Below are 23,836 nucleotides of genomic sequence, written 5' to 3' on the forward strand. Positions count from 1 at the left end.
GATCGGGCCGCCCGTGATCAGTTTGGAGGCTCAAGGATCGGTGGTCTGGACCGGTTCCTCGTTGCTGGACCTGCCGGCCGGACTGGCCGCACCGGACGGGGCAGCCGGCCGGGGCGCGCTGCCGTTCTTGCGCGGCAATTCCGCCGGTGCCACCACGCCCATCGAGACGATGTACTTGAGCGCGGCGTCGACGGTCATGTCGAGTTCGATGGTGTCGGCCTTGGGCATCATCAGGAAGAAGCCCGAGGTCGGATTGGGGGTGGTCGGCACGTAGACGCTGACGTATTCGCCCTGCAGGTGGTTCTGCACGTCGCCGCCGGGGCGCCCGGTCAGGAAGGCGATGGTCCACGAGCCCTCGCGCGGGTACTGCACCAGCAGCGCCTTGCGGAAGGCATTGCCCGACGACGACAGCAGCGTGTCCGAGACCTGCTTGACGCTGGTGTAGATCGGCCCCACCACCGGGATATGGCCCAGCAGCGCTTCCCACCAGCGCACCAGGCGCTGGCCGATGAAGTTATGCGCCAGCAGGCCGACCAGCAGGATGAACAGCAGCGTCAGGATCGCGCCCAGGCCGGTCACGCGCTTGCCGAACATCAGCCGGTCCGGCCGCCAAGCTTCCGGCAGCAGCGCCAGGCTCTGGTCCATCGTGCCGATGATCAGGCTCAGCACCCACAGCGTGATGCCCAGCGGCACCAGCACCAGCAGCCCGGTCAGGAACCAGGTCTTGAGAGCGGAAGTCTTCTTGGCTACCACGGGCGGGTCCGGCTCAGTGGCAGGCGCAGGCGCTGCCGCAGCCGCCGGCGGCCGGCGCGGCCGCGGTGGTGCTGGCGGCAGACGATTCGGCGGCGGCCGGGGCGCTGGCCGCTGCCGCGCCTGCCGCCGCGCCGCCCGCAGCCGGCGCGCTGGCGCCGCCGCTGCCGCCGCGGAAGTCGGTCACGTACCAGCCCGAGCCCTTGAGCTGGAACCCGGCAGCGGTCAGCTGCTTCTTGAACGCGCCGGCGGCGCCGCAGGACGGGCAGTCCGTCAGCGGGGCATCGCTCATTTTCTGCAGCACATCGCGCCCGTGGCCGCAGGCGTCGCAACGGTAGGCATAGATCGGCATGGTGTTATTTCGCGAGAAAACTTGGGAATCGGTACCAGGACAGGCATCGCCGCAGCGCCATGGCGGCGCTGCGGGAATATCCCGCGCGGCGATGCAAAGCCTTGAATTATAAACCGTTCCGGGGCTGCCTGACCGGGGGAAATAAGGGGGTGGGCGCCCCCGCGCCGTCAGGCGATATGGACTTCCTTGACCGGCGCGTGATCTGCAATCCACTGCGGCAGCAGCGAACCGATCACCATGCCGCTGACCGAGAACAGCAGCCCCACCATCTGCGGCGGCACCACGGCATCGGCAAAGGCGATCTCGCACGTCAGCCACGACGACAAGCCCAGCAGGATCGCCGCCAGCCCGCCCTGGCGGGTAGCGTGCTTCCAGAACATGCCGAAGGCCAGCGGCACGAAGGACGACACCAGCGTGACCTTGTAGGCATTTTCGACCATATGGAAGATCGACAGGTGCGAATTCAGCGCGAACAGCGTCACCAGCGTGGTGAACACCAGCACCACCGTCTGCATCACGCGCAGGAACTGCTTGTCGTCGAGATGGCGGAAGTACGGCCGCAGGATGTTCTCGGCAAAGGTCACCGACGGCGCCAGCAGCGTCGCCGAGGCGCAGCTCTTGATCGCCGACAGCAGCGCGCCGAAGAACATCACCTGCGCGAACATCGGCGCGTGCTGCAGGATCAGCTGCGGCAGGATCAGCTGCGAGTCGGTGTCGATGTACCTGGCCACCATGCCCGGGTCGATCAGCGTGGCCGAATACGCCAGGAACATCGGGATGAAGGCGAAGCCGAAGTACAGTACGCCGCCCAGCACCGAGGCGCGCCCGGCGATCTGCTCGGTGCGCGACGAGGTCACCCGCTGGAACACGTCCTGCTGCGGGATCGAGCCCAGCATCATGGTGAACAGCGCCGCGGCAAAGCCGATGATCTGCACGAAATCGAGCGCCGGCCAGAATTCGAACTTGCCGGCCGCGGCCGCGTGCGACACCACCGCGCTGACGCCGCCGGCCTGGCCGCTGACCTCGTAGCCGATATACATCATGCCGATCACGATGATGATCATCTGGATGAAGTCGGTGATCGCCACCGACCACATGCCGCCGAACAGCGTATAGACCAGCACGCTGGCCGCGCCGATCATCATGCCGGCCTCCTGCGACAGCGCGCCGTCCGACACGGTATAGAACACCAGCCCCAGCGCCTTGATCTGCGCCGCGACCCAGCCCAGGTACGAGACCACGATGCACAGCGTGGTCAGCACCTCGGCCAGCCGGCCATAGCGGTTGTGGTAGTAGTCGCCGATGGTCAGCAGGTTCATCCGGTACAGCGGCCGGGCGAAGAACAGGCCCACCAGGATCAGGCACAGCGACGACCCGAACGGATCGGACACCACCCCCGACAGGCCTTCCTTCAGGAACACGGCGGGGATGCCCAGCACCGTCTCCGAGCCAAACCAGGTGGCAAAGACGGTGGCAGTGACGATGTGGAACGGCAGGCTGCGCCCGGCGACGGCGAAATCGGTGGTGTTGCGCACGCGCAGCGCCGCCCACAGGCCGATGCCGACCGAGATTACCCAGTAGATGATGACAAACCAGATCAGCATGCCGCTGCCCTATGCAGAAGGTGCCCTTGTGGCGAGAAACCGAATGCCGGGCGGCAGGGCGCGTGGTCGCGCTCGGTGGCCCGGAGTCCAATTCATCGGTCGGGGCCGCATATCGGGATGCCTGGCGCTGTCCCGACGAGGCGGGCAACGCGGCGGGGGCCCGCGGTCGTAGCCGAATCAAAACGCGGATTATAGCGACGCAGACCAGCACGGGCGAAAAAAATTCCCGGTGGCGCAAATGCGCCACGTCACGTCATATCCGCCTGCGCGGGAATGACAGAGGAAATCGCCAAATCATCACAAAACCGGGTTCAAACCGTCGACCGGCGCCATACCTGCCAGCGCTCCTGTCCCTGGAACACCGGCAGCGGCGCTGCCGAGGGCCGGTCCTCGATGCGCTCGAAGGCCGGCGCCAGCAGCGCATCGAGTTCCGCCTGGGGCATCGCGAACGGCGGCCCGCCGCGGTTCTCGCCCAGGTAGAAGTAGCCCGCCAGCAGCCCGCCCGGCGCCAGCAGCTCGGCCACGCGGGCGCCATAGGCCGCGCGCAGCGACGGCGGCAGCGCGCACAGGAAGGCGCGCTCGTAGATCAGTTCGCACGCCGGCTGCGGCGTGAAGGCAAAGAAATCGCCCTGCTGCACCACCACCCCGGCCGGCCCGAGCGCGCGCCGCGCCGACGCCACCGCCTGCGGCGAGAAGTCGATCGCCGTCACCGGCCAGCCGCGCTCGAACAGCCAGGCGGCCTCCCAGCCGTTGCCGCAGCCGGGCACCAGCGTCGGACACGGCGCGCGGCCCTCGATAAAGCGGCGGAATTCCTCGGGCACGCCGCCCAGGTCCCAGGGCGTGAAGCCCTCCTTGAAGCGTTCGTCCCAGAACGCCGGGTCGCCGGCGTTGCGCGTGGTGAAGCTGGGCGCTGGCTTGGCGGTATCGCTCATGGGTCTGCCTCCGTTCCTTGTTGTATCAGCCCGCGCCTACCAGTAGCCCGACCAGCCCAGCACGTGGGTCAGCACGATGCCGGCGACAAAGCCGCCCACCAGCAGCACCGCCGTACCGAGCAGCCGGTTGGTGCGGCGCTGCTCCAGCACCAGCATTGCCAGCAGCTTGTCCTGCTCGCCATTGGAGGTGAGCGCGCGCCGCTCCAGGAACTGGTGCGCCAGGCGCGGGAAGTCGGGCAGCATCTTGGCCCACAGCGGCGCCTCCACCTTGATCCGCTCCCAGGCGCCCTGCCAGCCGACCTGCTCGTGCATCCATCTTTCCAGGAACGGCTTGGCGGTCTTCCACAAGTCCAGGTCCGGATCGAGCTGGCGGCCCAGCCCTTCGATATTGAGCAGGGTCTTCTGCAGCAGCACCAGCTGCGGCTGGATTTCGACGTTGAAGCGGCGCGAGGTCTGGAACAGCCGCATCAGCACCATGCCCAGCGAGATTTCCTTGAGCGGCTTGTCGAAGTACGGCTCGCAGCAGGCGCGCACCGCGCTTTCCAGTTCTTCGACGCGGGTCTCGGGCGGGACCCAGCCGGACTCGACGTGCAGCAGCGCCACGCGGTGGTAGTCGCGGCGGAAGAAGGCGATGAAATTCTGCGCCAGGTAGTTCTTGTCGAACTCGGACAGCGCGCCGACGATGCCGAAGTCCAGCGCGATATAGCGGCCGAAGGTCTCGGGCTGCACCGACACCAGGATGTTGCCCGGATGCATGTCGGCATGGAAGAAGCCATCGCGGAACACCTGGGTGAAGAAGATCTCGACGCCCTCTTCCGCCAGCTGGTGCATGTCGACGCCGGCGGCCTTGAGCGAGTCGGTGCGCGAGATCGGGATGCCGTGCATGCGCTCCATCACGAACACCGTGCTGCTGCACCAGTCCCAGAACACCTCGGGCACCAGCAGCAGGCTGGTATCGGAAAAATTGCGACGCAGCTGGCTGGCGTTGGCCGCCTCGATCATCAGGTCGAGCTCGTCGTGCAGGTATTTGTCGAACTCGGCTACCACCTCGCGCGGCTTCAGCCGCTTGCCGTCGGCCCAGAAGCGCTCCAGCCAGGTGGCCATGTCGCGCATCAGCGCCAGGTCGCTGTCGATCACCGGCAGCATGCCGGGGCGCAGCACCTTCACCGCGACCTCGCGGCCGTGGCTGGGGCCGCCCTTGAGCGTGGCGAAGTGGACCTGCGCGATCGAGGCGCTGGCCACGGGCTGGTGTTCGAAGGTCTCGAACAGCTGGTCCAGCGGCCGCCCGAGCGAACGCTCGATGATCCGCACCGCCACCGCCGAATCGAACGGCGGCACCTGGTCCTGCAGCTTGGCCAGCTCGTCGGCAATGTCCGGCGGCATCAGGTCGCGCCGGGTCGACAGCACCTGGCCGAACTTGACGAAGATCGGGCCCAGCCGCGTCAGCGCCAGCCGCAGCCGCACGCCGCGCGGCATGTCGAGCTTGCGCCCGATGGTGATGACCCGTACCAGGAAGCGGATCCTGCGGCTGCTGAAGCCCGAGAGCACCAGCTCGTCCAGGCCGTAGTAGAGGATGACGAAGAGGATCTTGCCAAGGCGCAGGAGGCGGGTCATTCGGGAGTCTTCACGGGGCCGTGCAGGCAGTCAGTGGATGGTCGGGGGAAGCGCGGCTGGGCCGGCTCAGCGGTGCGGCGACGGCAGCTTGCCGGACGGGCCGGACTGACCGGACTGGCCCGGCGCCGGCGGCGTGCCGCCGCGCTCGAGCCGTTCCAGCCGTTTCTCCAGCCGCGCCAGGCGGTCGCGCAGCTGGCCTACGCCGGCGCCGAAATCGTCCAGCGCGGCGTGGCGCACCAGGGTCGGCTGTTCGTCGAGCAGGTAGTCGGTAACGTTGTCGACCAGCGCGCGGCCCACGCGCGTGGCTTGCTCATGGACCTGGCGCGCGCCGTCGACCACGCGCTGCGCCACGCTGTCGCTGAGCGGCCCGCCCAGGATGCCGCGCAGCGCGCGCGACAGGTCCTCGGCGGCATCCCAGCGCAGGTTGCGCGCCAGCGTCGAAACGGTATTGGCCAGTTCGGCGTCGCCCTCGATGCGCACATGGCGCATGGCGGCGGCCTGGCCGCCTTCGGCCACATCGGCGGCCACCAGCGGCCACTGCTGCACCGGCACGCGCAGCGTCACCGCGGGCGCCTCGGCCGCGGGCGCCTGTTCCGTGCAGCCGTGCTCGGTCACCTTCAGCGACAGCTCGAAGGCGGCGGCATCGAAGCGGATCACGCGTCCGGCAAACGGCGCCAGCTGGTTGCGGGCCCACGGCTCCTGCTCGAGCAGGTGGTTCAATGCCGAGATGGCGGGCGTGGCCAGGGCGGAAGGCAGAGTATTCATGACAGCGCGGTGGGCGGGCAGGCGGCGACGCGCGGGGCTGGCATCGCAAACAAAAAGGCCCACGCTTTCGCGTGGGCCTCCATTCTAAGCTACTCCCCCCGGCGCATCACCGCCGCGGGGTGCGGCATCAGGACTCTTGCTGGATGCCGGCCAGCAGCCAGCCGCCGCTCCCCGAGACCGGCTTGGCCAGGTTCCAGACCTCGCCGAACGGCTGGGCCGCCTCGCCCGCCTTCTCGCGGATCATGCCCGAGAAGCGCACGCTGGCCAGGTGCTGGGCCGGCGACGACTCGATGCCGAGCAGCTGGGCTTCGAGCGTGACCACGTCGGTCTTGTTGACCTCGGCGCCGCGCTCGGCCAGGTCCATCTTGATCTCGGCGAACATCTCCGGCGTGGTGAACTCGCGGATATCGTCCAGGTTGCCGGCATCCCACGCGGCCTGCAGGCGCACGAAGTGGACCTTGGCGTTGCGCAGGAACGATTCGGCGTCGAAGTCGGCCGGCACGCCCCACGGCTGCTGCGCCACCGGACCGGCGGCAGCGGCGCCAGCGACGGCACCAGCGGCGGGCAGCACCGGGCTGCCCGACACATTGCCGGAAGCCGGCGTCGGCTCGCCGCGGAACATCGGCTCCGCATTGCGGCCCAGGTTCGGCGCGCCGCCGGCGCCGGCGTAGGCCGGCTGCGCCGTGCGCTTGCTGCCGCGGAACTTGCGGATCAGCCAGATCGCGGCGAATGCCACCAGCGCAATCAGGATCAGGTTGGACAGGAAGGTCAGCGCCGCGCCGCCCAGGCCGAAGTGCGACAGCAGCCAGCCGATGCCCAGGCCGGCGGCGATGCCGCCCAGGATGCCGCCCCAGTTGCGCTTGGGCGCCGCGGCCGCGGCCGCGCCGGCGGCCCCGGCCGTGGCCGGTGCGGCCTGCTGTGCCGGTTGCTGCGCCTGCTGCGTCGGCGAGGTGGGCTGGGTCTGCTGGCGCTGGGTCACCGACTCGGACTGCTTGCCGATGCTGCGCGAGCCGCCCATGCGCTTGGCCTCGGCGTCGAACGCCATCCCGACGGCCAGCGCCGTGACCAGCGACCCCACCAGGAATTTTCCACGAATTGACGACATATGCTGTTATCCCCTGTCAGTTTCGCCCATATACGGGCGAGCATGGCGATTTCAAGTGTTCTTTCAAGTGTTCTCAATACTTGCGTCCGACATGGAGCGCCACCACTCCGGCCGTCAGATTGAAGTATTCGACATTCTCCAGGCCCGCATGTTCCATTAAGCGTACAAGTGAAACCTGGTCTGGATGCATTCTGATCGATTCCGCGAGATAGCGATAGCTCGGGGCATCCCCTGCCACGCGCTCGCCCAGCCACGGCAGCACCTTGAAAGAATAGACGTCGTAGGCCTTCTCCAGCGGTTTCCACACCTTGGAGAATTCCAGCACCATGACCTTGCCGCCGGGCTTGACCACGCGGCGCATCTCGGCCAGCGCGGCGTCCTTGTGGGTCATGTTGCGCAGGCCGAAGGCCACCGTGACGAGGTCGAAGTAGTTGTCGGGGAACGGGATCTTCTCGGCGTCGCACAGCGCCACCGGCGTGACGATGCCCTTGTTCAGCAGCCGGTCGCGGCCCACCCGCAGCATCGACTCGTTGATGTCGGTCAGCCAGACCTGGCCGGTCGGGCCGGCCTGCTTCGCGAACGCCTTGGCCAGGTCGCCGGTACCGCCGGCGATATCCAGCACCTTGTGGCCCGGGCGCACGCCCGCCTGCGCGATGGTGAACATCTTCCACAGCCGGTGCATGCCGCCCGACATCAGGTCGTTCATGACGTCGTACTTGCTGGCCACCGAATGGAATACGCCGGCAACCTTGCCGGCCTTTTCCGTTTCGTCGACCTTTTCGAACCCGAAGTGGGTTTCACTCATCTTTCAAGACTCCAGGATTGTCGGGGGCGGCTCAGTGATGGCCGCAGGCGTGCCCGCCGCCGGCGGCGGGCATCGGGGTGTCGCGATCGGCGCCGGCCGCTTCCAGGCGCTGCAGGTAGTCCTGCCACAGCGCGTCCTGGTTGTCGCCCAGGCGGTACAGCAGGTCCCAGGAATAGATGCCGGTGTCGTGGCCGTCGGAAAAGCGGATCTGGATGGCGTAGTTGCCGACCGGCTCGACCGCGTCGATGCCGACCTCGCGCTTGCCGGTCTGCAGCACCTCCTGCCCCGGGCCATGGCCCTGGACTTCGGCGGAGGGCGAATACACGCGCAGCAGCTCGAACGGCAGCCGGAAGCTGCGGCCGTTGTCGAAGCCGATCTCGAGCACGCGCGATTGCGTGTGCACCGTCAGCGCGGTGGGATGGGGGGTGTCTTTTTCCAGGCCTGCCATGGTGATCGCGGCCCGGCGACGGGCGCTTGTGAGGGTGATTGCCGCATGATGCCGCGCCGGCTGCCGCGGCAGCCCCGCATCACGCTTCGCATACGACCCGATAGCTTACCCCAGGCTCGCCGGCTTGCGCAGCCCGGGCCGCGTCGGCGTCCTGCGGCACGTAGCGCAGCCGGCGCTGGTGGAACGCCGCCACGGTGCTGCGGTGCGCAATGCTTACGATCGCCGTTTGCGGCAGCTGCTCCACCATCAGCTGGTACATGGCGCGCTCGGTGTCTTCATCCAGCGCGCTGGTGGCTTCGTCGAGGAACAGGTAGTCGGGCTGCTGCAGCAGCGCGCGCGCAAAGGCCAGGCGCTGCTGCTCGCCCGGCGACAGCCGCAGCGACCAGTTGTCGAACACGTCGAGCTGGTCCGCCAGCGCGGCCAGCCGGGTCTGGCGCAGCGCCGCCTGCAGGACCTCCTTGCTGTGCTCGGTGCCGGCGTCCGGATAGGCCAGCGCATCCGCCAGCGTGCCGATCGGCAGGTAGCTGCGCTGCGGCAGGAACAGCCGGCGCGCGCCTTCCGGCATGGTCACGGTGCCGCTGCCGTACGGCCAGATCCCGGCCAGCGCGCGGAACAGCACGCTCTTGCCGCAGCCCGACGGGCCGCTGACCAGCCAGCGCTCGCCCGGCGCCACCGCCAGCGAGAACGGCGCCACCAGCGGCCGCTGCCCCACCGCCGCGCCGCGCGCGGCGCGCACCGGCAAGGCCAGCGCCAAATTGTCGATGGCGATGCCGTCCTGCGGCTTGCCGTCGTACTCGACCTCGATGTCGCGGCTGCCGTCCTGCGCTGCCTCCTGCCGCTCGGCCACGCGGATGGCTTCCTGGAAATCGATCAGGCGGTTGGCCGCCGCCTTCCAGCCCACCAGCGTGGCGTAGCTGTCGACAAACCACGACAGCGCGCCCTGCACCTGGCCGAATGCCGAGCTGGTCTGCATCAGCCCGCCCAGCGTCATCTTGCCCGCGAAGTAGCGCGGCGCCGCCACCAGGATCGGGAAGATGATGGCGAACTGCGCATAGCCGGAACTGACGAAGGTCAGCCGCCGCGTATAGCGCATCAGCTGGTTCCAGTTGGCGCGGATGCGGTCGAAGCGCGCGCGCAGGCCGGCCTGCTCGGTCGGCTCCCCGCGGTACAGCGCCACCGGCTCGCTGTTCTCGCGCAGGCGCACCAGCGTGAAACGGAAGTCGGCCTCGTACTGCTCCTGCTGGAAGTTCAGGCCGATCAGCGGGCGGCCGACCACGTGCGCCACCAGCGAGCCGATCACCGCATAGCCCGCCGCGAACCACACCATATAGCCCGGGATGGTCCACTCGGTGCCGCCCAGCGCGAAGCTGATCGGGCCGGACACGGTCCACAGGATGCCGACGAACGACAGCAGCGTCACCACCGAGTTGAGCAACCCCAGCGACAGCGACAGCGCGCCGTCGGTGAACAGGCGCAGGTCATCGGCAATCCGCTGGTCGGGGTTGTCGGTGGCGTGGGTCTGCTCGATGCGGTAGTAGGCCTGGTGCCCGAGCCAGTGCCCCATGAAGCGGCCGGTCATCCAGGTGCGCCAGCGCATCTGCAGCATCATGGTGTAGTACTGGCGCGAGATCGCCGCGACGATGAAGAACGCCGCGATCCATGAAAAGCGCAGCAGCAGCACCTTGAACGAGGCATAGTCGCGCTGCTCCAGCGCGTTGTAGAACACCCGGTTCCATTCGTTGAGCAGCACGTTGATATAGACGATGCCCAGGTTGAGCACCACCACCAGCGCCAGCAGCCCCAGCCCGGCGAGACGGTCTTCGGATTTCCAGTAGGGCTTGATCAGCGCCCAGGTCGCGCTCATGCGCAGGCGGCTCTGGATCTTTAGGGCCCTGGCGGGAACGGCCGGGCCCGGTACGGTGACGGAAGTCGGGGTCGTGGACATAGCGGCAGCTTTGTGGCCCGCCAGCGCGTTCCCTGGCCGGGCCTGTTGTTCTGGTGCCGCGGCGCAGGCGCGACCGCGGCGGCATCAGCATTCAGACGGTTGCCGGCCGGCGCGGGTTCCGCGCCCGGCCTCAGGCGTCGCCCGCTTCGACCAGTGCAAGCGCCGTGCGCAGCGCCGGCAGCCGGCTGGCCAGCTCCTGCACGCGCGCGGCGTCGGCCGCGCGCTGCGGCGCGGCCCAGATCGCCTCGGGGAAATGCGTGTCCCAGCGGTAGCGCGGGATGATGTGCCAGTGCAGATGCGGCACCATGTTGCCGAACGCCGCCAGGTTGACCTTGTCGGGCGTCATCACCTCGCGCACCACGCGCTCGACGCGCGCCACCAGCCGCATCAGCCAGGCCTGGTCGCCCTCGTCCAGGTCGCTAAGCTCGGCCACGTGGTCGTTCCAGACGATGCGGCAGAAGCCGGGGAAGCGGTCATGCTCGACCAGGATCAGGCGGGCGCGGTCGCCCATCCAGACCAGTTCGCCGCCATCGGTTTCGCAGAGGGGGCAGTTGGGGGTGCGGGGCATGGAGGTCCTTTCAGGTGGGAATGCTCGATGCACTCCAAGCCCCCGCTTGTTTGCTCCCCTCTCCCGCGAGCGGGGGAGGGGCGGGGGTGAGGGCGGGCGCCTGCAATAGTGAGAGCCTACGGTATGCCAACGCCTGCCCTCACCCCCTGCCCCTCTCCCACAAGTGGGAGAGGGGAGCAAACCGGCGGGGAGTTAAACGTCGTCAGCCTTTACACCAGCACCCGCTCGATCCCGCCCGCATTGGCCTTCGCCACATACTCCGGCATCCAGTTCTCGCCCAGCAGGTGCTTCGCCATCTCGATCACGATGTAGTCCGCCTGCACCGACGCGTCTTCCTTGTAGCGCGACAGGCCCTGCAGGCACGACGGGCAGCTGGTCAGGATCTTGACGTCGCCGGTGAAGCCGTCGGCGCGCAGCTTGTCGGCGCCCTTGGTCATCTCTTCTTCCTTGCGGAAGCGGACCTGGGTCGAGATGTCAGGACGCGTCACCGCCAGCGTGCCCGACTCGCCGCAGCAGCGCTCGTTCTTCTCGATCTTGCCCAGGCCGGCGTTGCCGCCCATCAGGTCGTTGACCAGCTTGGTCGGATCGACCGTCTTGATCGGCGTGTGGCAAGGATCGTGGTACATGTAGCGCGTACCGGTCACGCCTTCCAGCTTGACGCCCTTTTCCAGCAGGTACTCGTGGATGTCGATGATGCGGCAGCCCGGGAAGATCTTGTCGAATTCATAGCCCGCGAGCTGGTCGTAGCAGGTGCCGCAGCTGACCACCACGGTCTTGATGTCGAGGTAGTTCAGCGTGTTGGCGACGCGATGGAACAGCACGCGGTTGTCGGTGACGATCTTCTCGGCCTTGTCGTACTGGCCGTTGCCGCGCTGCGGATAGCCGCAGCACAGGTAGCCCGGCGGCAGCACGGTCTGCACGCCGACGTGCCACAGCATCGCCTGCGTGGCCAGCCCCACCTGCGAGAACAGCCGCTCCGAGCCGCAGCCCGGGAAGTAGAACACCGCTTCCGTTTCCGGCGTGGTCGCCTTCGGGTCGCGGATGATCGGCACGATCTCGTTGTCTTCGATGTCGAGCAGCGCGCGCGCGGTCTTCTTGGGCAGGTTGCCCGGCATCTTCTTGTTGATGAAGTGGATCACCTGCTCGCGCACCGGCGGCTTGCCCACCGTCGCGGGCGGATGCGCGGTCTGCTTCTTCGCGATCTTCTTCAGTACGTCGTTGCCCAGGCGCTGCGCCTTGTAGCCCCAGTCGATCATGACCTTGCGGGTCAGGTTGATGGTCTCGGGGTTGGTGGCGTTGAGGAAGAACATCGACGCCGCGGTGCCGGGGTTGAACTTCTTCTGCCCCATCTTGCGCAGCAGGTTGCGCATGTTCATCGACACGTCGCCGAAGTCGATCTTGACCGGGCACGGCGTCACGCACTTGTGGCACACGGTGCAGTGGTCGGCCACGTCTGAGAACTCGTCCCAGTGCTTGACCGAGATGCCGCGGCGGGTCTGCTCTTCGTACAGGAAGGCCTCGACCAGCAGCGAGGTTGCCAGGATCTTGTTGCGCGGGCTGTACAGCAGGTTGGCGCGCGGCACGTGGGTGGCGCACACCGGCTTGCACTTGCCGCAGCGCAGGCAGTCCTTGACGCTTTCGGCAATGGCGCCGATGTCGCTCTGCTGCATGATCAGCGACTCGTGCCCCATCAGCCCGAACGACGGCGTATAGGCGTTGCGCAGGTCGGCGCCGGGCAGCAGCTTGCCCTTGTTGAAGCGGCCCTGCGGGTCGACCTTCTGCTTGTAGGCGCGGAAGTCGCCGATCTCTTCCTCGGTCAGGAATTCCAGCTTGGTGATGCCGATGCCGTGCTCGCCCGAGATCACCCCGTCCAGCGAACGCGCCAGGTCCATGATGCGGGCCACCGCGCGGTGCGCGTCCTGCAGCATGTCGTAGTCGTCGGAGTTGACCGGGATATTGGTGTGCACGTTGCCGTCGCCGGCGTGCATGTGCAGCGCGACGAAGACGCGGCCGCGCAGCACCTGCTTGTGGATCTTCTGCGCCTCGTCGAGGATCGGCTTGAATTCGCCGCCGTTGAAGATCTTGCGCAGCTCGGCGCGGATCTCGGTCTTCCACGAGACGCGGATGGTGCGGTCCTGCAGCAGGTGGAACACGGTGGCGTCCGGCTGCTGCTGCAGCCGCGCCTCGAACTCCTGCCCCAGCAGTCCCAGCCCGTGCCCGATCAGCGAGGCCTTGGCCCGCGCCAGCGGCGTGTCGAGGTGGTCTTGCAGGTAGCGCCAGCGCGCGCGGATCTCGCGCAGCAGCGTCAGCGCGTGCTGCACGCGGTCTTCCAGCAGCTCGGCGCTGGGGATCTCGTTGGCGTCGTCGCTGCGGCCCAGCGGCAGGTTGCCGCGCGCGAAGAACGCTTCGAGCGTATCGACCAGCTGCAGCTTGCTCTTGATCGACAGCTCGATATTGATGCGCTCGATGCCGTCGGTGTACTCGCCCATGCGGTTGAGCGGGATCACCACGTCTTCGTTGATCTTGAAGGCGTTGGTGTGCTTGGCGATGGCGGCGGTGCGCGAGCGGTCGAGCCAGAACTTCTTGCGGGCCTCGGGGCTGACGGCGATAAAGCCTTCGCCGCTCTTGCCGTTGGCCATGCGGATCACTTCCGAGGTGGCGCGCGCCACGGCGTCTTCATCGTCGCCGACGATATCGCCGATCAGCACCATCTTCGGGAAGGCGTTGCGCTTGCTCTTGGTAGCGTAGCCGACCGCGCGCAGGTAGCGCTCGTCCAGGTGCTCGAGGCCGGCGAGGATGGCGCCGCCCGGCTTTTTGGTCTCGGCGTCGAGGAAGTCCTTGATCTCGACGATGCTGGGGATGGCGTCGCGCGCCTGGCCGAAGAACTCCAGGCACACGGTGCGGATATGCTTCGGCATGCGGTGCAGGATCCAGCGCGCGCTGGTGATGATGCCGTCGCAGCCTTCCTTCTGCACGCCCGGCAGGCCGGCCAGGAATTTGTCGGTGACGTCCTTGCCCAGGCCTTCCTTGCGGAACTTGCGGCCCTCGATGGCGAGCGTCTCGGTGCGCAGCACCTTCTCGCCCGGGGCGCGGTTGCCGTCCGACCACTTCAGTTCGAAGGTGGCCACCGGCACGTCGTGGATCTTGCCCAGGTTGTGGTCCAGCCGGGTGATTTCCAGCCAGTTGCCTTCCGGGTCCACCATGCGCCACCAGGCCAGGTTGTCGAGCGCGGTGCCCCACAGCACGGCCTTCTTGCCGCCGGCGTTCATGGCAACGTTGCCGCCGATGCAAGAGGCGTCGATCGAAGTCGGGTCCACGGCGAACACCAGCCCGGCCCTGTCGGCGGCATCGGCGACGCGGCGCGTCACCACGCCGGCGCCGGAGAAGATGGTCGCGACCTTGTGCGACACGCCCGGCAGGTCGGTCTGCTCGACCGGCCCCAGCTGCTCGAGCTTCTCGGTATTGATCACCGCGCTCATCGGCGTCAGCGGCACGGCGCCGCCGGTGTAGCCGGTGCCGCCCCCGCGCGGGATGATGGTCAGGCCCAGCTCGAAGCAACCCTTGACCAGGCCGGCGATCTCTTCCTCGGTATCCGGGGTCAGGACGACGAACGGGTACTCGACCCGCCAGTCGGTGGCATCGGTCACGTGCGACACGCGCGACAGGCCATCGAACTTGATGTTGTCCTTCTGCGTGACGCGGCCCAGCACGCGCTGCGCGCGCTTGCGCAGGTCGTAGGCGGCGGCGAATTCGTTCTTGAAGTCCTCGATCGCCTGCTTGGCGAACGCCACCAGCTGCTCCACACGGTGCGAGCGGTCCTCGGCGGCGGGCTCGGCGTGCTCGGCACGGTCGGCGGCGCGGCGCTTTTCGATCTCGTTCAGGCGGTGGTGCAGCGCGCTCACCAGCATCTGGCGGCGCTTGGGATTTTCCAGCAGGTCGTCCTGCAGGTACGGGTTGCGGCGCACCACCCAGATATCGCCCAGCACCTCGTACAGCATGCGGGCCGAGCGGCCGGTGCGGCGCTCGCTGCGCAGCTCGTCCAGGATGCGCCAGGCTTCTTCGCCGAGCAGCCGGATGACAATCTCGCGGTCCGAGAACGACGTGTAGTTATAGGGGATTTCACGCAGGCGCGGCGGGGCGTCCTGCGCGGCGAGCTTGGCGTCGAGCACGAGTGGGGCGTTCATTGGGGGGACCGCTTCCTGCTGCGCACGGGGACAGTGCGCGAATCGTTCAGTAAAGGGCGATTGTACTGCAAGCCCTGCTTTCGCCGCACCGCAGCATGACGGAATCCTTGTCGGAACAAGGGATTAGCGCCTTTCCGGGGCGCCGGATGCGCCTCGCAAAAGGCGCCGGCGCTGGCCGGGAATCAGAACCAGGCCTTCACCGTGTGCGCAATGTTCTGCCAGAAAGTGTCCGGGATCCACATCAGCCCGGCGGTCATGACCAGGTAGCGCAGGAACTTGCCGACCGCCATCCAGGCCAGGCTGGGCCAGAACGACAGCCGCAGCCAGCCCGCCAAAGTGCACAACGGATCACCCACGCCCGGCAGCCACGACAGCAGCAGCGTGGGCGGGCCCAGCCGCCGCATCCAGCGGAAGTAGCGCACATCGAGCTTGGGCTTGGGCGGCTTGCGCGCGTGGGCACGGTGCTCCAGGTGTTCGGCCTCGTGTTCGCGCGCGCGGCGCCGCTTGTGGTAGCGCACCAGCGCCAGCTTGGCGGCGTAGCCCAGCCACCAGTCGATCGCGCCGCCAACGGTATTGCCGGCGGTGGCCACCAGGATCGCCGGCCAGAACATCTGCGGATTGAGCTTGACGTAGCCGAACACGGCGGGCTCGGAGCCGAGCGGCAGCAAGGTGGCCGACACCAGGCTGACCACGAAGATCGCGGGCAGGCCTACCTTGGGCAAGGCAATGGTTTCAAACAGCCAGTCGAAGAAGGCTTCCATGTAGGGGGACAGGGCCGGTGGCGCGGCTCATTCTAGCGGGCCGTGCCCCAAACGGGGCGCGGGCAAACCACATGGCACCTGTGCGGGATTTGTGATTAACTGTTAGAGCCTGTCGCGGCCAAACGTTCGCCGGCCGTGCCGATGCGCCGGCCGCAAGGTTCGCTGGCGCACCAACAGCAGTTGCAGCGGCAGCACCAATATCACGAATTAGCCGTCCTATAGCCGTCTTAAGCGGCAGTACCGCGTCGTGGCCAGTCCCGCGCAGTTGCCTTGGGGATCTGGGTATTGGTCATGCGCGTCCACCCCACATGGAGACAAGCATGGCGATTCCGATCCGCCTGACGGTCAACGGCAAGCCCGTTGACGCGCAGGTAGAACCCAACACCCTCCTGGTCCAGTTCCTGCGCGAACAGCTGCGCCTGACCGGCACCCACGTCGGCTGCGACACCGCGCAATGCGGCGCCTGCACGGTCCACCTGGACGGCCGCGCGGTCAAGTCGTGCAACATCCTGGCGCTGCAGGCGGACGGCGCCACCGTGACCACCATCGAAGGACTCGCCGGCGACCAGGCCGGCAACGGCCTGCACCCGATGCAGGAAGCCTTCCGCGAATGCCACGGGCTGCAATGCGGCTTCTGCACGCCGGGCATGGTGATGAGCGCGACCGCGCTGGTCCGGCAGCATCCCGATGCCGACGCCGCCACCATCCGCGCCCACCTGGAAGGCAACCTGTGCCGCTGCACGGGCTACCACAACATCGTGCGTGCGGTGCAGCAGGGCCAGGCGGCCATGCAGGGCACCGCCGCCAGCGCGGAATAAGGGGGGACCGGCCATGAACGCACCCGAGAACCAACGCCTGGTCGGCGCCTCCGTCAAGCGCAAGGAAGACTACCGCTACCTGACCGGCAACGGCCAGTACACCGACGACATCGTGCTGCCGCAGCAGAGCTACGGGTACTTCCTGCGCTCGCCGCACGCGCACGCGCGCATCCGCGCCATCGACACGAGCGCGGCGCAAGCCGCGCCCGGCGTGATCGCCGTGCTGACCGGTGCCGAGCTGGCCGCCGACAAGGTCGGCGGGCTGCCCTGCGGCTGGCTGATCCACAGCATCGACGGCACGCCGATGAAAGAGCCGCCGCACCCGGTGATCGCCCACGACAAGGTGCGCCACGTCGGCGACCAGGTGGCGCTGGTGATTGCCGAGACCTTGCAGCAGGCGCGCGACGCCGCCGAGCAGATCGACGTCGACTACGAAGAGCTGCCGGCCGTGGTCAGCGCGGCCGATGCCGCGTCGGCGTCGACGCTGGTGCACGACGACGTGCCGGCCAACACCTGCTACACCTGGGGCCACGGCGACAAGGCCGCCACCGACGCCGCCTTCGCCAGGGCCGCGCACGTGACCACGCTGGAGATCGTCAACAACCGGCTGATTCCCAACGCGATCGAACCGCGCGCGGTCAACGCCAGCTACACGCGCCAGGACGACAGCTATACCGTCTACGTGGCCAGCCAGAACCCGCACGTCGAGCGCCTGCTGATGGGCGCGTTCGTGCTGGGGCTGCCGGAATCGCGGCTGCGCATCATCGCGCCCGATGTCGGCGGCGGCTTCGGCTCCAAGATCTTCCTGTACCCGGAAGACGTGGCGCTGACCTGGGCGTCGAAGAAGATCGGCCGGCCGGTCAAGTGGACGGCGGACCGCTCCGAATCGTTCCTGACCGATGCGCACGGCCGCGACCACGTGACCAAGGCCGAGCTGGCGCTCGACGCCGACGGCAAGTTCCTGGCGCTGCGGGTGCATACGGTCGCCAATATGGGCGCCTACCTGTCGACCTTCGCCAGCAGCGTGCCGACCATCCTCTATGCGACGCTGCTGGCCGGCCAGTACGCCACCCCGGCGATCTATGCGGAAGTCAAGGCGGTGTTCACCAACACCGCGCCGGTCGATGCCTACCGCGGCGCGGGGCGGCCCGAGGCCACCTTCGTGGTCGAGCGCCTGGTCGAAACCGCCGCGCGCGAGCTGAACCTCGATCCGGCCGAACTGCGCCGCAAGAACTTCATCCGCCAGTTCCCGTACGCGACCCCGGTGGGCCTGACCTACGACACCGGCGACTACGAGCCCTGCCTGGCGCGCGCGCAGGAGCTGGCCGACGTCAAGGGTTTCCCGGCCCGGCGCGAGGAAGCGAAGCAGCGCGGCAAGCTGCGCGGCCTCGGTTATTCGTGCTACATCGAGGCGTGCGGGCTGGCACCGTCGAACATCGCCGGCGCGCTCGGCGCGCGCGCGGGCCTGTTCGAGGTGGGCGAGATCCGCGTGCACCCGACCGGCACGGTGACGGTCTTCACCGGCTCGCACAGCCACGGCCAGGGGCACGAGACCACCTTCGCGCAGGTGGTGGCCGACCGCCTCGGGCTGCAGCTCGACCAGGTCGAGATCGTGCACGGCGACACCGGGCGCGTGCCGTTCGGCATGGGCACCTATGGCTCGCGCTCGCTGGCGGTGGGCGGCTCGGCCATCGTCAAGGCGCTCGACAAGATCGAGGCCAAGGCCAAGAAGATCGCCGCGCACCTGCTGGAGGCGTCGGACAGCGACATCGAGTTCAGCAACGGCGTGTTCCGCGTCGCCGGCACCGACCGCACCAAGACCTTCGGCGAGGTGGCGCTGAGCGCCTACGTGCCGCACAACTACCCGCTCGACAAGCTCGAGCCGGGCCTGAACGAGAACGCGTTCTACGACCCGACCAACTTTACCTACCCGTCCGGCGCCTATGTGTGCGAGGTCGAGGTCGATCCCGACACCGGCGCGTCGCAGGTGGTCAAGTTCACCGCGGTCGACGACTTCGGCAACATCATCAACCCGATGATCGTCGAGGGCCAGGTGCACGGCGGCATCGGCCAGGGGCTGGGCCAGGCCATGCTGGAGCAGTGCGTCTACGACAACGACAGCGGCCAGCTGCTGACCGGCTCGTACATGGACTACGCCATGCCGCGCGCCGGCGACCTGCCCGACTTCACCGTCGAGACCGCCAGCGGCACGCCGTGCACGCACAACCCGCTGGGCGTGAAAGGCTGTGGCGAGGCCGGCGCGATCGGCTCGCCGCCGGCGTTCATCAACGCGCTGGTCGACGCGCTGTCGCCGCTCGGCGTGAAGGACGTGCAGATGCCCGCCACGCCGCATCGCGTGTGGCAGGCGATCCAGGCCGCGCAGGCCCGGCCGTGATCCAACCGCACCGCAAAGGAAACCGACATGTACGCATTCAACTTTGAACGCGCCGCGGATGCCCAGGCGGCGGTGGCCAGGCTCAAGGCCGATCCCGACGCCAAGTTCCTCGGCGGCGGCCAGAGCCTGCTGGCGGCGATGAAGCTGCGGCTGGCCTCGCCTTCCACGCTGGTCGACGTGGCACGCATCCCCGGCATGGCCGAGATCCGCGTCGAAGGCAATGAAGTGGTCATCGGCGCCGCCGCGCGCCATGCCGACGTGGCCGAGAACGACGCGGTGCGCCAGCGCATCCCGGCGCTGGCGGCACTGGCCGGCGGCATCGGCGACCGGCAGGTGCGCGCGATGGGCACCATCGGCGGCGCGCTCGCCAATGACGATCCGGCGGCAGACTACCCGGCCGGCGTGCTGGGACTGGGCGCGACCGTGGTCACCGACCGCCGCACCATCGCGGCCGACGACTTCTTCAAGGGGCTCTACGAGACCGCGCTGGAAGCGGACGAGCTGATCACCGCCGTACGCTTCCCGATCCCGGACCAGGCCGCCTACGTCAAGTTCGCCAACCCGGCGTCGCGTTTCGCGCTGGTGGGCGTGCTGGTGGCGCGCACCGGCAACGCGGTGCGCGTGGCGGTCACCGGAGCCGCCGACAGCGTGTTCCGGTGCCAGCCGCTGGAGCAGGCGTTGTCAGCGGACTTCAGCGCGCAGGCGGCGCGCGGGGTGAAGGTCGATGCGGGACGTCTGAACAGCGACCTGCATGGGTCGGCGGAGTACCGGGCGCATTTGCTTCCGGTGCTGGCGGCGAGGGCGGTGGAGGCGGCGGTGAAGGGGTAGAGTTTCTCCCTTGACCGCATGTTGTCTCCCCTCTCCCGCGCGCGGGAGAGGGGTTGGGGGAGAGGGCCGGCGTTTCCACGCAGTGAGCGCCGTCGCAGTTGCCAGCGCCCGCCCTCTCCCCCGCCCCTCTCCCGCAAGCGGGCGAGGGGAGCAAACCGCTGGCGTGCGAGGCGCGTCGGCACACAAGAACGCGCCCATGCTCCCCACCTCCATCGACCACACCCTCGCCCAGCTCGAACACCAGCAATACTTCGCCGACCGCGAAACCGCCACGGTGCTCTACCTCGCGCTGCGCATGCAGCGGCCGTTGTTCCTCGAGGGCGAGCCCGGCGTCGGCAAGACCGCACTGGCGCAGGCCATGGCCGGCGCGCTCGGCACGCGGCTGCTGCGGCTGCAGTGCTATGAAGGCCTCGATGCCGCCAGCGCGCTGTACGAATGGGACTATCCGCGCCAGATCATGGCGCTGCGCCTGGCCGAGGCGCGCGGCGAGCGGCCCGAGGCGCAATCGCTGTACCACGACGACTTCCTGCTCAAGCGCCCGCTGCTGGAAGCGCTGCTGCCCGATCCCGCCGCGCCGCAGGTGCCGCGCGTGCTGCTGATCGACGAGATCGACCGCGCCGACGAACCCTTCGAAGCCTTCCTGCTCGAGATCCTGTCCGAATTCCAGGTCTCGATCCCGGAAATCGGCGTGATCCGCGCCGAGCAACCGCCGTTGATCGTGATCACCTCCAACCGCACGCGCGAAGTCCATGACGCGCTCAAGCGCCGCTGCCTGTACCAATGGGTGGGCTATCCGGAGCGCGACCGCGAGCTGCAGATCGTCGCGGCGCGCGCGCCCGAGGCCGCGGCAGCGCTGCAGGTGCAGGCGATCGATTTCGTGCACCGGCTGCGCGGCATCGACCTGTTCAAGGCGCCCGGCATCGCCGAGGCCATCGACTGGTGCCGTGCGCTGGCCGCGCTGGGCACCACCGAGCTCGACCCGCAGTCCGTGCGCGATACGCTGGGCGTGCTGCTCAAGTACCAGGACGACCTGGCGCGCGTCGACGGCCCCACCGTGGCGGAATTGCTGGCGGGCGCCACGCCCGGAGGCTGAGCCGTGCCGATGCTGCACGCCGGCGCGCGCCGCGGCGGTCCGCAAGCGGGACTGCCGGTGCTGGCGCGCAACGTCACCCACTTCATGCGCCTGCTGCGCGACGGCGGCTTTGCGCTGTCGCCGGCGCACGCGGTCGATGCACTGACCGCACTGCGGCTGGTCGATATCGGCCAGCGCGACGAAGTGCGCGCCGCGCTCGCGGCGCTGGTGCTGTCCGGCCCCGACCAGCGGCCGCTGTTCGATGCGGCCTTCGACCTGTTCTGGCGCGACCCCGACTGGGAAGGCAAGCTGCGCGCGTTGCTGCTGCCGCGCGTCGACGCGGGCACGCCGCCGCCGAAGCGCAGCAACCGTCTTGCCGATGCGCTGGCCGCGCGCCAGCCCGACACGCCGGCGCGCCCGGCGCAGGCCGAAGCGGAGCGCATCCACGTGCCCCTGACTTTCTCCGACCAGGAACGGCTGGCCCAGCGCGATTTCGAGACCCTGACCGCGCAGGAATGGCGCGCGCTGCAGCACCTGGTGCGCACGCGCCGCGCCCGCCTGGCGCTGCAGCGCACGCGCCGGCTGCGCGCCGCCACCTGCGGCACCCACGCCGACCTGCGCGCCAGCGCGCGCCTGGCGGTGCGCCAGCACGGCGAATGGCTGCGCTGGAAATTCCGCAAGCATGCCGAGCGCAAGCCGCCGCTGGTGCTGCTGCTCGATATCTCCGGATCGATGAGCCAGTACTCGCGCGCGGTGCTGTACTTCTGCCACGCGCTGATGCAGTCGCGCGAGCGGCTGGCGGTGTTCCTGTTCGGCACGCGGCTGACCAACATCACCCGCTCGCTGCGCGAACGCGACCCGGACGAGGCCGTCGCCGTCATCACCGGCCAGGTGCGCGACTGGGCCGGCGGCACCCGCATCGGCGCCGCGCTGGCGAGCTTCAACCGCCACTGGGCGCGGCGCACGCTGTCCGGGCGCGCCACCGTGCTGCTGGTCACCGACGGCCTCGACCACGAGCAGATCGACCTGCTGGGCGAAGAGATGGCGCGCCTGCGCCGCTTTGCGCACCGCATCGTCTGGCTCAATCCGCTGCTGCGCTACCCCGGCTTCACGCCGCAGGCGCGTGGCGTGCAGGCCATCCTGCCGCACGTCGACGCGCTGCGACCGGCCCATAACCTGGACAGCCTGCTAGCGCTCGAGTCGCTGCTGTCCGACCATGGCGGCCCGGCCCGGGCCGCCGCTCCCGCCATTCCCGCCAGTCCCGCCATTCCCGCCACGCCCTACAAGGAAGCCCCGCCATGGAAATGAACCAGAGCCAGCGCCTGCCGGTCCCGCAGCAGGTGGCATGGGAAGCGCTCAACGACACCGAGCTGCTCAAGCAATGCATCCCCGGATGTGAGAGTATCGAGCCCGACGGCGACCACGCCTACCTGCTGGCCATGACGGCCGCGGTGGGCCCGGTCAAGGCGCGCTTCAAGGGCCGCATGGCGCTGGAAGACATCCAGGCGCCCGACAGCTACACCATCCGTTTCGACGGCCAGGGTGGCGCGGCGGGCTTCGGCAAGGGCAGCGCCCGGGTCCGGCTGGAACCAGACGGCGATGAAACTGTCCTGACCTATACCGTCAACGCCCAGGTGGGGGGCAAGATCGCACAGATCGGCTCGCGGCTGGTGGACGCCGCGGCACGCAAGATGGCTGACACCTTCTTTGCGCGCTTTACCGAGGCCGTCTCCCCTGACGCCACAGACAGCACGCCAGCGGCCGAGGGCGCCCCCGCCGCAGCCGCCGGCGATAACTCCGATAACGAACCGACAGAGCAAGCGAAGCGGAAACGATCATGGACAGCGTGGATCTCGAAGTCCTGAAGAACAGCGTGCAGTGGCAGCAGCAAGGCCATCGCGTGCTGCTGGTGACGGTGGTGCGGACCTGGGGCTCGTCGCCCCGCCCCGAAGGTGCGATGCTGGCCGTGCGCGACGACGGCCTGGTGGTGGGCTCGGTCTCGGGCGGCTGCATCGAGGACGACATCATCGACCGCGTGCGCCGCCAAGGCATCACCTCGGACCGCCCCGAAGCGATCAAGTACGGCATCAGCGCCGAGGAAGCCCACCGCTTCGGGCTGCCGTGCGGCGGCACCATCGAGCTGGTGGCCGAGCCGCTCAAGCCGGCCAGCGGCATCGCCGAACTGCTCGATGCGGTGGAAAACGGCCGCCTGGTCGCGCGCACGCTCGACATGGCCACCGGCGTGGCCACGCTGGGCCCGGCCAATGCGACCGACGGGCTGGCGTTCGACGGCAAGACCCTGCTCACCATCCACGGCCCGCGCTACCGCATGCTGGTGATTGGCGCCGGTCAGCTGTCCAAGTACCTGTGCCAGATCGCGGTGGGCCTGGGCTTCCAGGTCACCGTCTGCGACCCGCGCGAGGAATACACCGAGACCTGGGACATCCCCGGCGTGACCATGGTGCGGACCATGCCGGACGACACCGTCACCGACATGAAGCTGGACGAGCGCTGCGCGGTGATCGCGCTGACGCACGACCCCAAGCTCGACGACCTGGCGCTGATGGAAGCGCTGCGCACCCGCGCCTTCTATGTGGGTGCGCTGGGTTCGCGCCGCAACAACCAGGCGCGGCGCGAACGGCTCAAGGAATTCGACCTGACCGAGCTGCAGCTGGCGCGCCTGCACGGCCCCGTGGGCATCTATATCGGCAGCCGCACGCCGCCGGAGATCGCGATCTCGATCCTGGCCGAGGTGATCGCGGCCAAGAACCATGTCTCGCTGCCCGACATCCTGCAGGTGGAAGGCGCCAAGGCCGCGCGCGAGATGGCCGCCAGCACCGGCAGCAGCTGCGACGTGGCGCCCGATCCTGCCTGACGACCCCGCGAGTGC

20 protein-coding genes are annotated in these 23,836 nt (G+C 68.6%); 7 read left to right on the forward strand and 13 right to left on the reverse strand.

Features of this window, described 5'->3' with window-relative positions; translation table 11 throughout:
- Window positions 1-30: 30 nt before the first annotated feature.
- From LIN44_RS15590 to LIN44_RS15650, 13 genes are all read right to left on the reverse strand, one after another.
- Entirely contained in the window at window positions 31-753 is a 723-nt protein-coding gene (locus LIN44_RS15590) for a DUF502 domain-containing protein (protein ID WP_227312848.1), read from the reverse strand.
- A gap of 13 nt (window positions 754-766) precedes the next feature.
- Complete coding sequence (locus tag LIN44_RS15595; RefSeq protein ID WP_227312849.1) at window positions 767-1,102, reverse strand: FmdB family zinc ribbon protein; 336 nt, start codon at window positions 1,100-1,102, stop codon at window positions 767-769.
- Between the two features lie 167 nt (window positions 1,103-1,269).
- A complete protein-coding gene (locus tag LIN44_RS15600; RefSeq protein WP_227312850.1) occupies window positions 1,270-2,706 on the reverse strand; it encodes a sodium:solute symporter family protein in 1,437 nt (478 codons plus the stop codon).
- Window positions 2,707-3,017: 311 nt separating this feature from the next.
- Window positions 3,018-3,638 carry a methyltransferase domain-containing protein gene (locus LIN44_RS15605; RefSeq protein ID WP_227312851.1) on the reverse strand — a complete coding sequence of 207 codons (621 nt, stop codon included), beginning with the start codon at window positions 3,636-3,638 and terminating at the stop codon, window positions 3,018-3,020.
- Window positions 3,639-3,674: 36 nt separating this feature from the next.
- The gene (ubiB, locus tag LIN44_RS15610) at window positions 3,675-5,252 is read right to left on the reverse strand and encodes a ubiquinone biosynthesis regulatory protein kinase UbiB (RefSeq protein WP_227312852.1); all 1,578 of its coding nucleotides are present in this window, start codon (window positions 5,250-5,252) and stop codon (window positions 3,675-3,677) included.
- A gap of 66 nt (window positions 5,253-5,318) precedes the next feature.
- A complete protein-coding gene (locus tag LIN44_RS15615; RefSeq protein ID WP_227312853.1) occupies window positions 5,319-6,017 on the reverse strand; it encodes an SCP2 domain-containing protein in 699 nt (232 codons plus the stop codon).
- Window positions 6,018-6,144: 127 nt separating this feature from the next.
- Window positions 6,145-7,122: a Tim44 domain-containing protein gene (locus LIN44_RS15620; protein WP_227312854.1), complete on the reverse strand. Its 978-nt coding sequence runs from the start codon at window positions 7,120-7,122 to the stop codon at window positions 6,145-6,147.
- A 73-nt stretch (window positions 7,123-7,195) separates the two neighbouring features.
- Window positions 7,196-7,927: a bifunctional demethylmenaquinone methyltransferase/2-methoxy-6-polyprenyl-1,4-benzoquinol methylase UbiE gene (ubiE, locus tag LIN44_RS15625; protein ID WP_115705845.1), complete on the reverse strand. Its 732-nt coding sequence runs from the start codon at window positions 7,925-7,927 to the stop codon at window positions 7,196-7,198.
- Window positions 7,928-7,958: 31 nt separating this feature from the next.
- Complete coding sequence (locus LIN44_RS15630; RefSeq protein ID WP_227312855.1) at window positions 7,959-8,375, reverse strand: gamma-butyrobetaine hydroxylase-like domain-containing protein; 417 nt, start codon at window positions 8,373-8,375, stop codon at window positions 7,959-7,961.
- Window positions 8,376-8,454: 79 nt separating this feature from the next.
- The gene (locus LIN44_RS15635) at window positions 8,455-10,320 is read right to left on the reverse strand and encodes an ABC transporter ATP-binding protein/permease (protein ID WP_227312856.1); all 1,866 of its coding nucleotides are present in this window, start codon (window positions 10,318-10,320) and stop codon (window positions 8,455-8,457) included.
- A 130-nt stretch (window positions 10,321-10,450) separates the two neighbouring features.
- Complete coding sequence (locus tag LIN44_RS15640; RefSeq protein ID WP_227312857.1) at window positions 10,451-10,888, reverse strand: HIT family protein; 438 nt, start codon at window positions 10,886-10,888, stop codon at window positions 10,451-10,453.
- 209 nt (window positions 10,889-11,097) lie between these two features.
- On the reverse strand, window positions 11,098-15,072 hold the full coding sequence (locus tag LIN44_RS15645; RefSeq protein WP_227312858.1) for an FAD/FMN-binding oxidoreductase: 3,975 nt from the start codon (window positions 15,070-15,072) through the stop codon (window positions 11,098-11,100).
- Window positions 15,073-15,254: 182 nt separating this feature from the next.
- Complete coding sequence (locus LIN44_RS15650; RefSeq protein ID WP_227312859.1) at window positions 15,255-15,833, reverse strand: YqaA family protein; 579 nt, start codon at window positions 15,831-15,833, stop codon at window positions 15,255-15,257.
- Window positions 15,834-16,153: 320 nt separating this feature from the next.
- On the opposite strand from LIN44_RS15650, the gene LIN44_RS15655 reads away from it, so the two are divergent.
- The 7 genes from LIN44_RS15655 to LIN44_RS15685 all read left to right on the forward strand — a co-directional run bounded on the left by LIN44_RS15655 (window position 16,154) and on the right by LIN44_RS15685 (window position 23,821).
- Window positions 16,154-16,651, forward strand: coding sequence for a (2Fe-2S)-binding protein (locus LIN44_RS15655; RefSeq protein WP_227312860.1), 498 nt, complete (start codon window positions 16,154-16,156; stop codon window positions 16,649-16,651).
- A 13-nt stretch (window positions 16,652-16,664) separates the two neighbouring features.
- Window positions 16,665-19,046 (forward strand): xanthine dehydrogenase family protein molybdopterin-binding subunit, encoded by a 2,382-nt coding sequence (locus tag LIN44_RS15660; RefSeq protein ID WP_227312861.1) that lies wholly within the window; start codon window positions 16,665-16,667, stop codon window positions 19,044-19,046.
- Window positions 19,047-19,073: 27 nt separating this feature from the next.
- Window positions 19,074-19,874 carry a xanthine dehydrogenase family protein subunit M gene (locus LIN44_RS15665; protein WP_227312862.1) on the forward strand — a complete coding sequence of 267 codons (801 nt, stop codon included), beginning with the start codon at window positions 19,074-19,076 and terminating at the stop codon, window positions 19,872-19,874.
- A 196-nt stretch (window positions 19,875-20,070) separates the two neighbouring features.
- Complete coding sequence (locus LIN44_RS15670) at window positions 20,071-20,967, forward strand: MoxR family ATPase (RefSeq protein ID WP_227312863.1); 897 nt, start codon at window positions 20,071-20,073, stop codon at window positions 20,965-20,967.
- A gap of 9 nt (window positions 20,968-20,976) precedes the next feature.
- Window positions 20,977-22,254 carry a VWA domain-containing protein gene (locus LIN44_RS15675; protein ID WP_227314416.1) on the forward strand — a complete coding sequence of 426 codons (1,278 nt, stop codon included), beginning with the start codon at window positions 20,977-20,979 and terminating at the stop codon, window positions 22,252-22,254.
- Window positions 22,245-22,811 (forward strand): CoxG family protein, encoded by a 567-nt coding sequence (locus tag LIN44_RS15680; RefSeq protein ID WP_227312864.1) that lies wholly within the window; start codon window positions 22,245-22,247, stop codon window positions 22,809-22,811. The genes LIN44_RS15675 and LIN44_RS15680 overlap by 10 nt, the downstream gene beginning before the upstream one ends.
- Window positions 22,784-23,821 carry an XdhC family protein gene (locus LIN44_RS15685; RefSeq protein ID WP_115705821.1) on the forward strand — a complete coding sequence of 346 codons (1,038 nt, stop codon included), beginning with the start codon at window positions 22,784-22,786 and terminating at the stop codon, window positions 23,819-23,821. Before LIN44_RS15680 ends, LIN44_RS15685 begins: the two co-directional genes overlap by 28 nt.
- Window positions 23,822-23,836: the final 15 nt, after the last annotated feature.

It is taken from the genome of Cupriavidus sp. MP-37 (genome assembly GCF_020618415.1).
Classification (GTDB): domain Bacteria; phylum Pseudomonadota; class Gammaproteobacteria; order Burkholderiales; family Burkholderiaceae; genus Cupriavidus.

What these genes read in the sequence shown, in the direction of transcription:
- LIN44_RS15595 (WP_227312849.1), bottom strand. Translation starts at nt 1,102, where the DNA reads ATGCCGATCTATGCCTACCGTTGCGACGCCTGCGGCCACGGGCGCGAT.
- LIN44_RS15670 (WP_227312863.1), top strand. Translation starts at nt 20,071, where the DNA reads ATGCTCCCCACCTCCATCGACCACACCCTCGCCCAGCTCGAACACCAG.
- LIN44_RS15615 (WP_227312853.1), bottom strand. Translation starts at nt 6,017, where the DNA reads ATGAATACTCTGCCTTCCGCCCTGGCCACGCCCGCCATCTCGGCATTG.
- LIN44_RS15685 (WP_115705821.1), top strand. Translation starts at nt 22,784, where the DNA reads ATGGACAGCGTGGATCTCGAAGTCCTGAAGAACAGCGTGCAGTGGCAG.
- LIN44_RS15675 (WP_227314416.1), top strand. Translation starts at nt 20,977, where the DNA reads ATGCTGCACGCCGGCGCGCGCCGCGGCGGTCCGCAAGCGGGACTGCCG.
- LIN44_RS15660 (WP_227312861.1), top strand. Translation starts at nt 16,665, where the DNA reads ATGAACGCACCCGAGAACCAACGCCTGGTCGGCGCCTCCGTCAAGCGC.
- LIN44_RS15605 (WP_227312851.1), bottom strand. Translation starts at nt 3,638, where the DNA reads ATGAGCGATACCGCCAAGCCAGCGCCCAGCTTCACCACGCGCAACGCC.
- LIN44_RS15650 (WP_227312859.1), bottom strand. Translation starts at nt 15,833, where the DNA reads ATGGAAGCCTTCTTCGACTGGCTGTTTGAAACCATTGCCTTGCCCAAG.
- LIN44_RS15600 (WP_227312850.1), bottom strand. Translation starts at nt 2,706, where the DNA reads ATGCTGATCTGGTTTGTCATCATCTACTGGGTAATCTCGGTCGGCATC.
- LIN44_RS15640 (WP_227312857.1), bottom strand. Translation starts at nt 10,888, where the DNA reads ATGCCCCGCACCCCCAACTGCCCCCTCTGCGAAACCGATGGCGGCGAA.
- LIN44_RS15630 (WP_227312855.1), bottom strand. Translation starts at nt 8,375, where the DNA reads ATGGCAGGCCTGGAAAAAGACACCCCCCATCCCACCGCGCTGACGGTG.
- ubiE (WP_115705845.1), bottom strand. Translation starts at nt 7,927, where the DNA reads ATGAGTGAAACCCACTTCGGGTTCGAAAAGGTCGACGAAACGGAAAAG.
- LIN44_RS15645 (WP_227312858.1), bottom strand. Translation starts at nt 15,072, where the DNA reads ATGAACGCCCCACTCGTGCTCGACGCCAAGCTCGCCGCGCAGGACGCC.
- ubiB (WP_227312852.1), bottom strand. Translation starts at nt 5,252, where the DNA reads ATGACCCGCCTCCTGCGCCTTGGCAAGATCCTCTTCGTCATCCTCTAC.
- LIN44_RS15665 (WP_227312862.1), top strand. Translation starts at nt 19,074, where the DNA reads ATGTACGCATTCAACTTTGAACGCGCCGCGGATGCCCAGGCGGCGGTG.
- LIN44_RS15655 (WP_227312860.1), top strand. Translation starts at nt 16,154, where the DNA reads ATGGCGATTCCGATCCGCCTGACGGTCAACGGCAAGCCCGTTGACGCG.
- LIN44_RS15635 (WP_227312856.1), bottom strand. Translation starts at nt 10,320, where the DNA reads ATGTCCACGACCCCGACTTCCGTCACCGTACCGGGCCCGGCCGTTCCC.
- LIN44_RS15620 (WP_227312854.1), bottom strand. Translation starts at nt 7,122, where the DNA reads ATGTCGTCAATTCGTGGAAAATTCCTGGTGGGGTCGCTGGTCACGGCG.
- LIN44_RS15680 (WP_227312864.1), top strand. Translation starts at nt 22,245, where the DNA reads ATGGAAATGAACCAGAGCCAGCGCCTGCCGGTCCCGCAGCAGGTGGCA.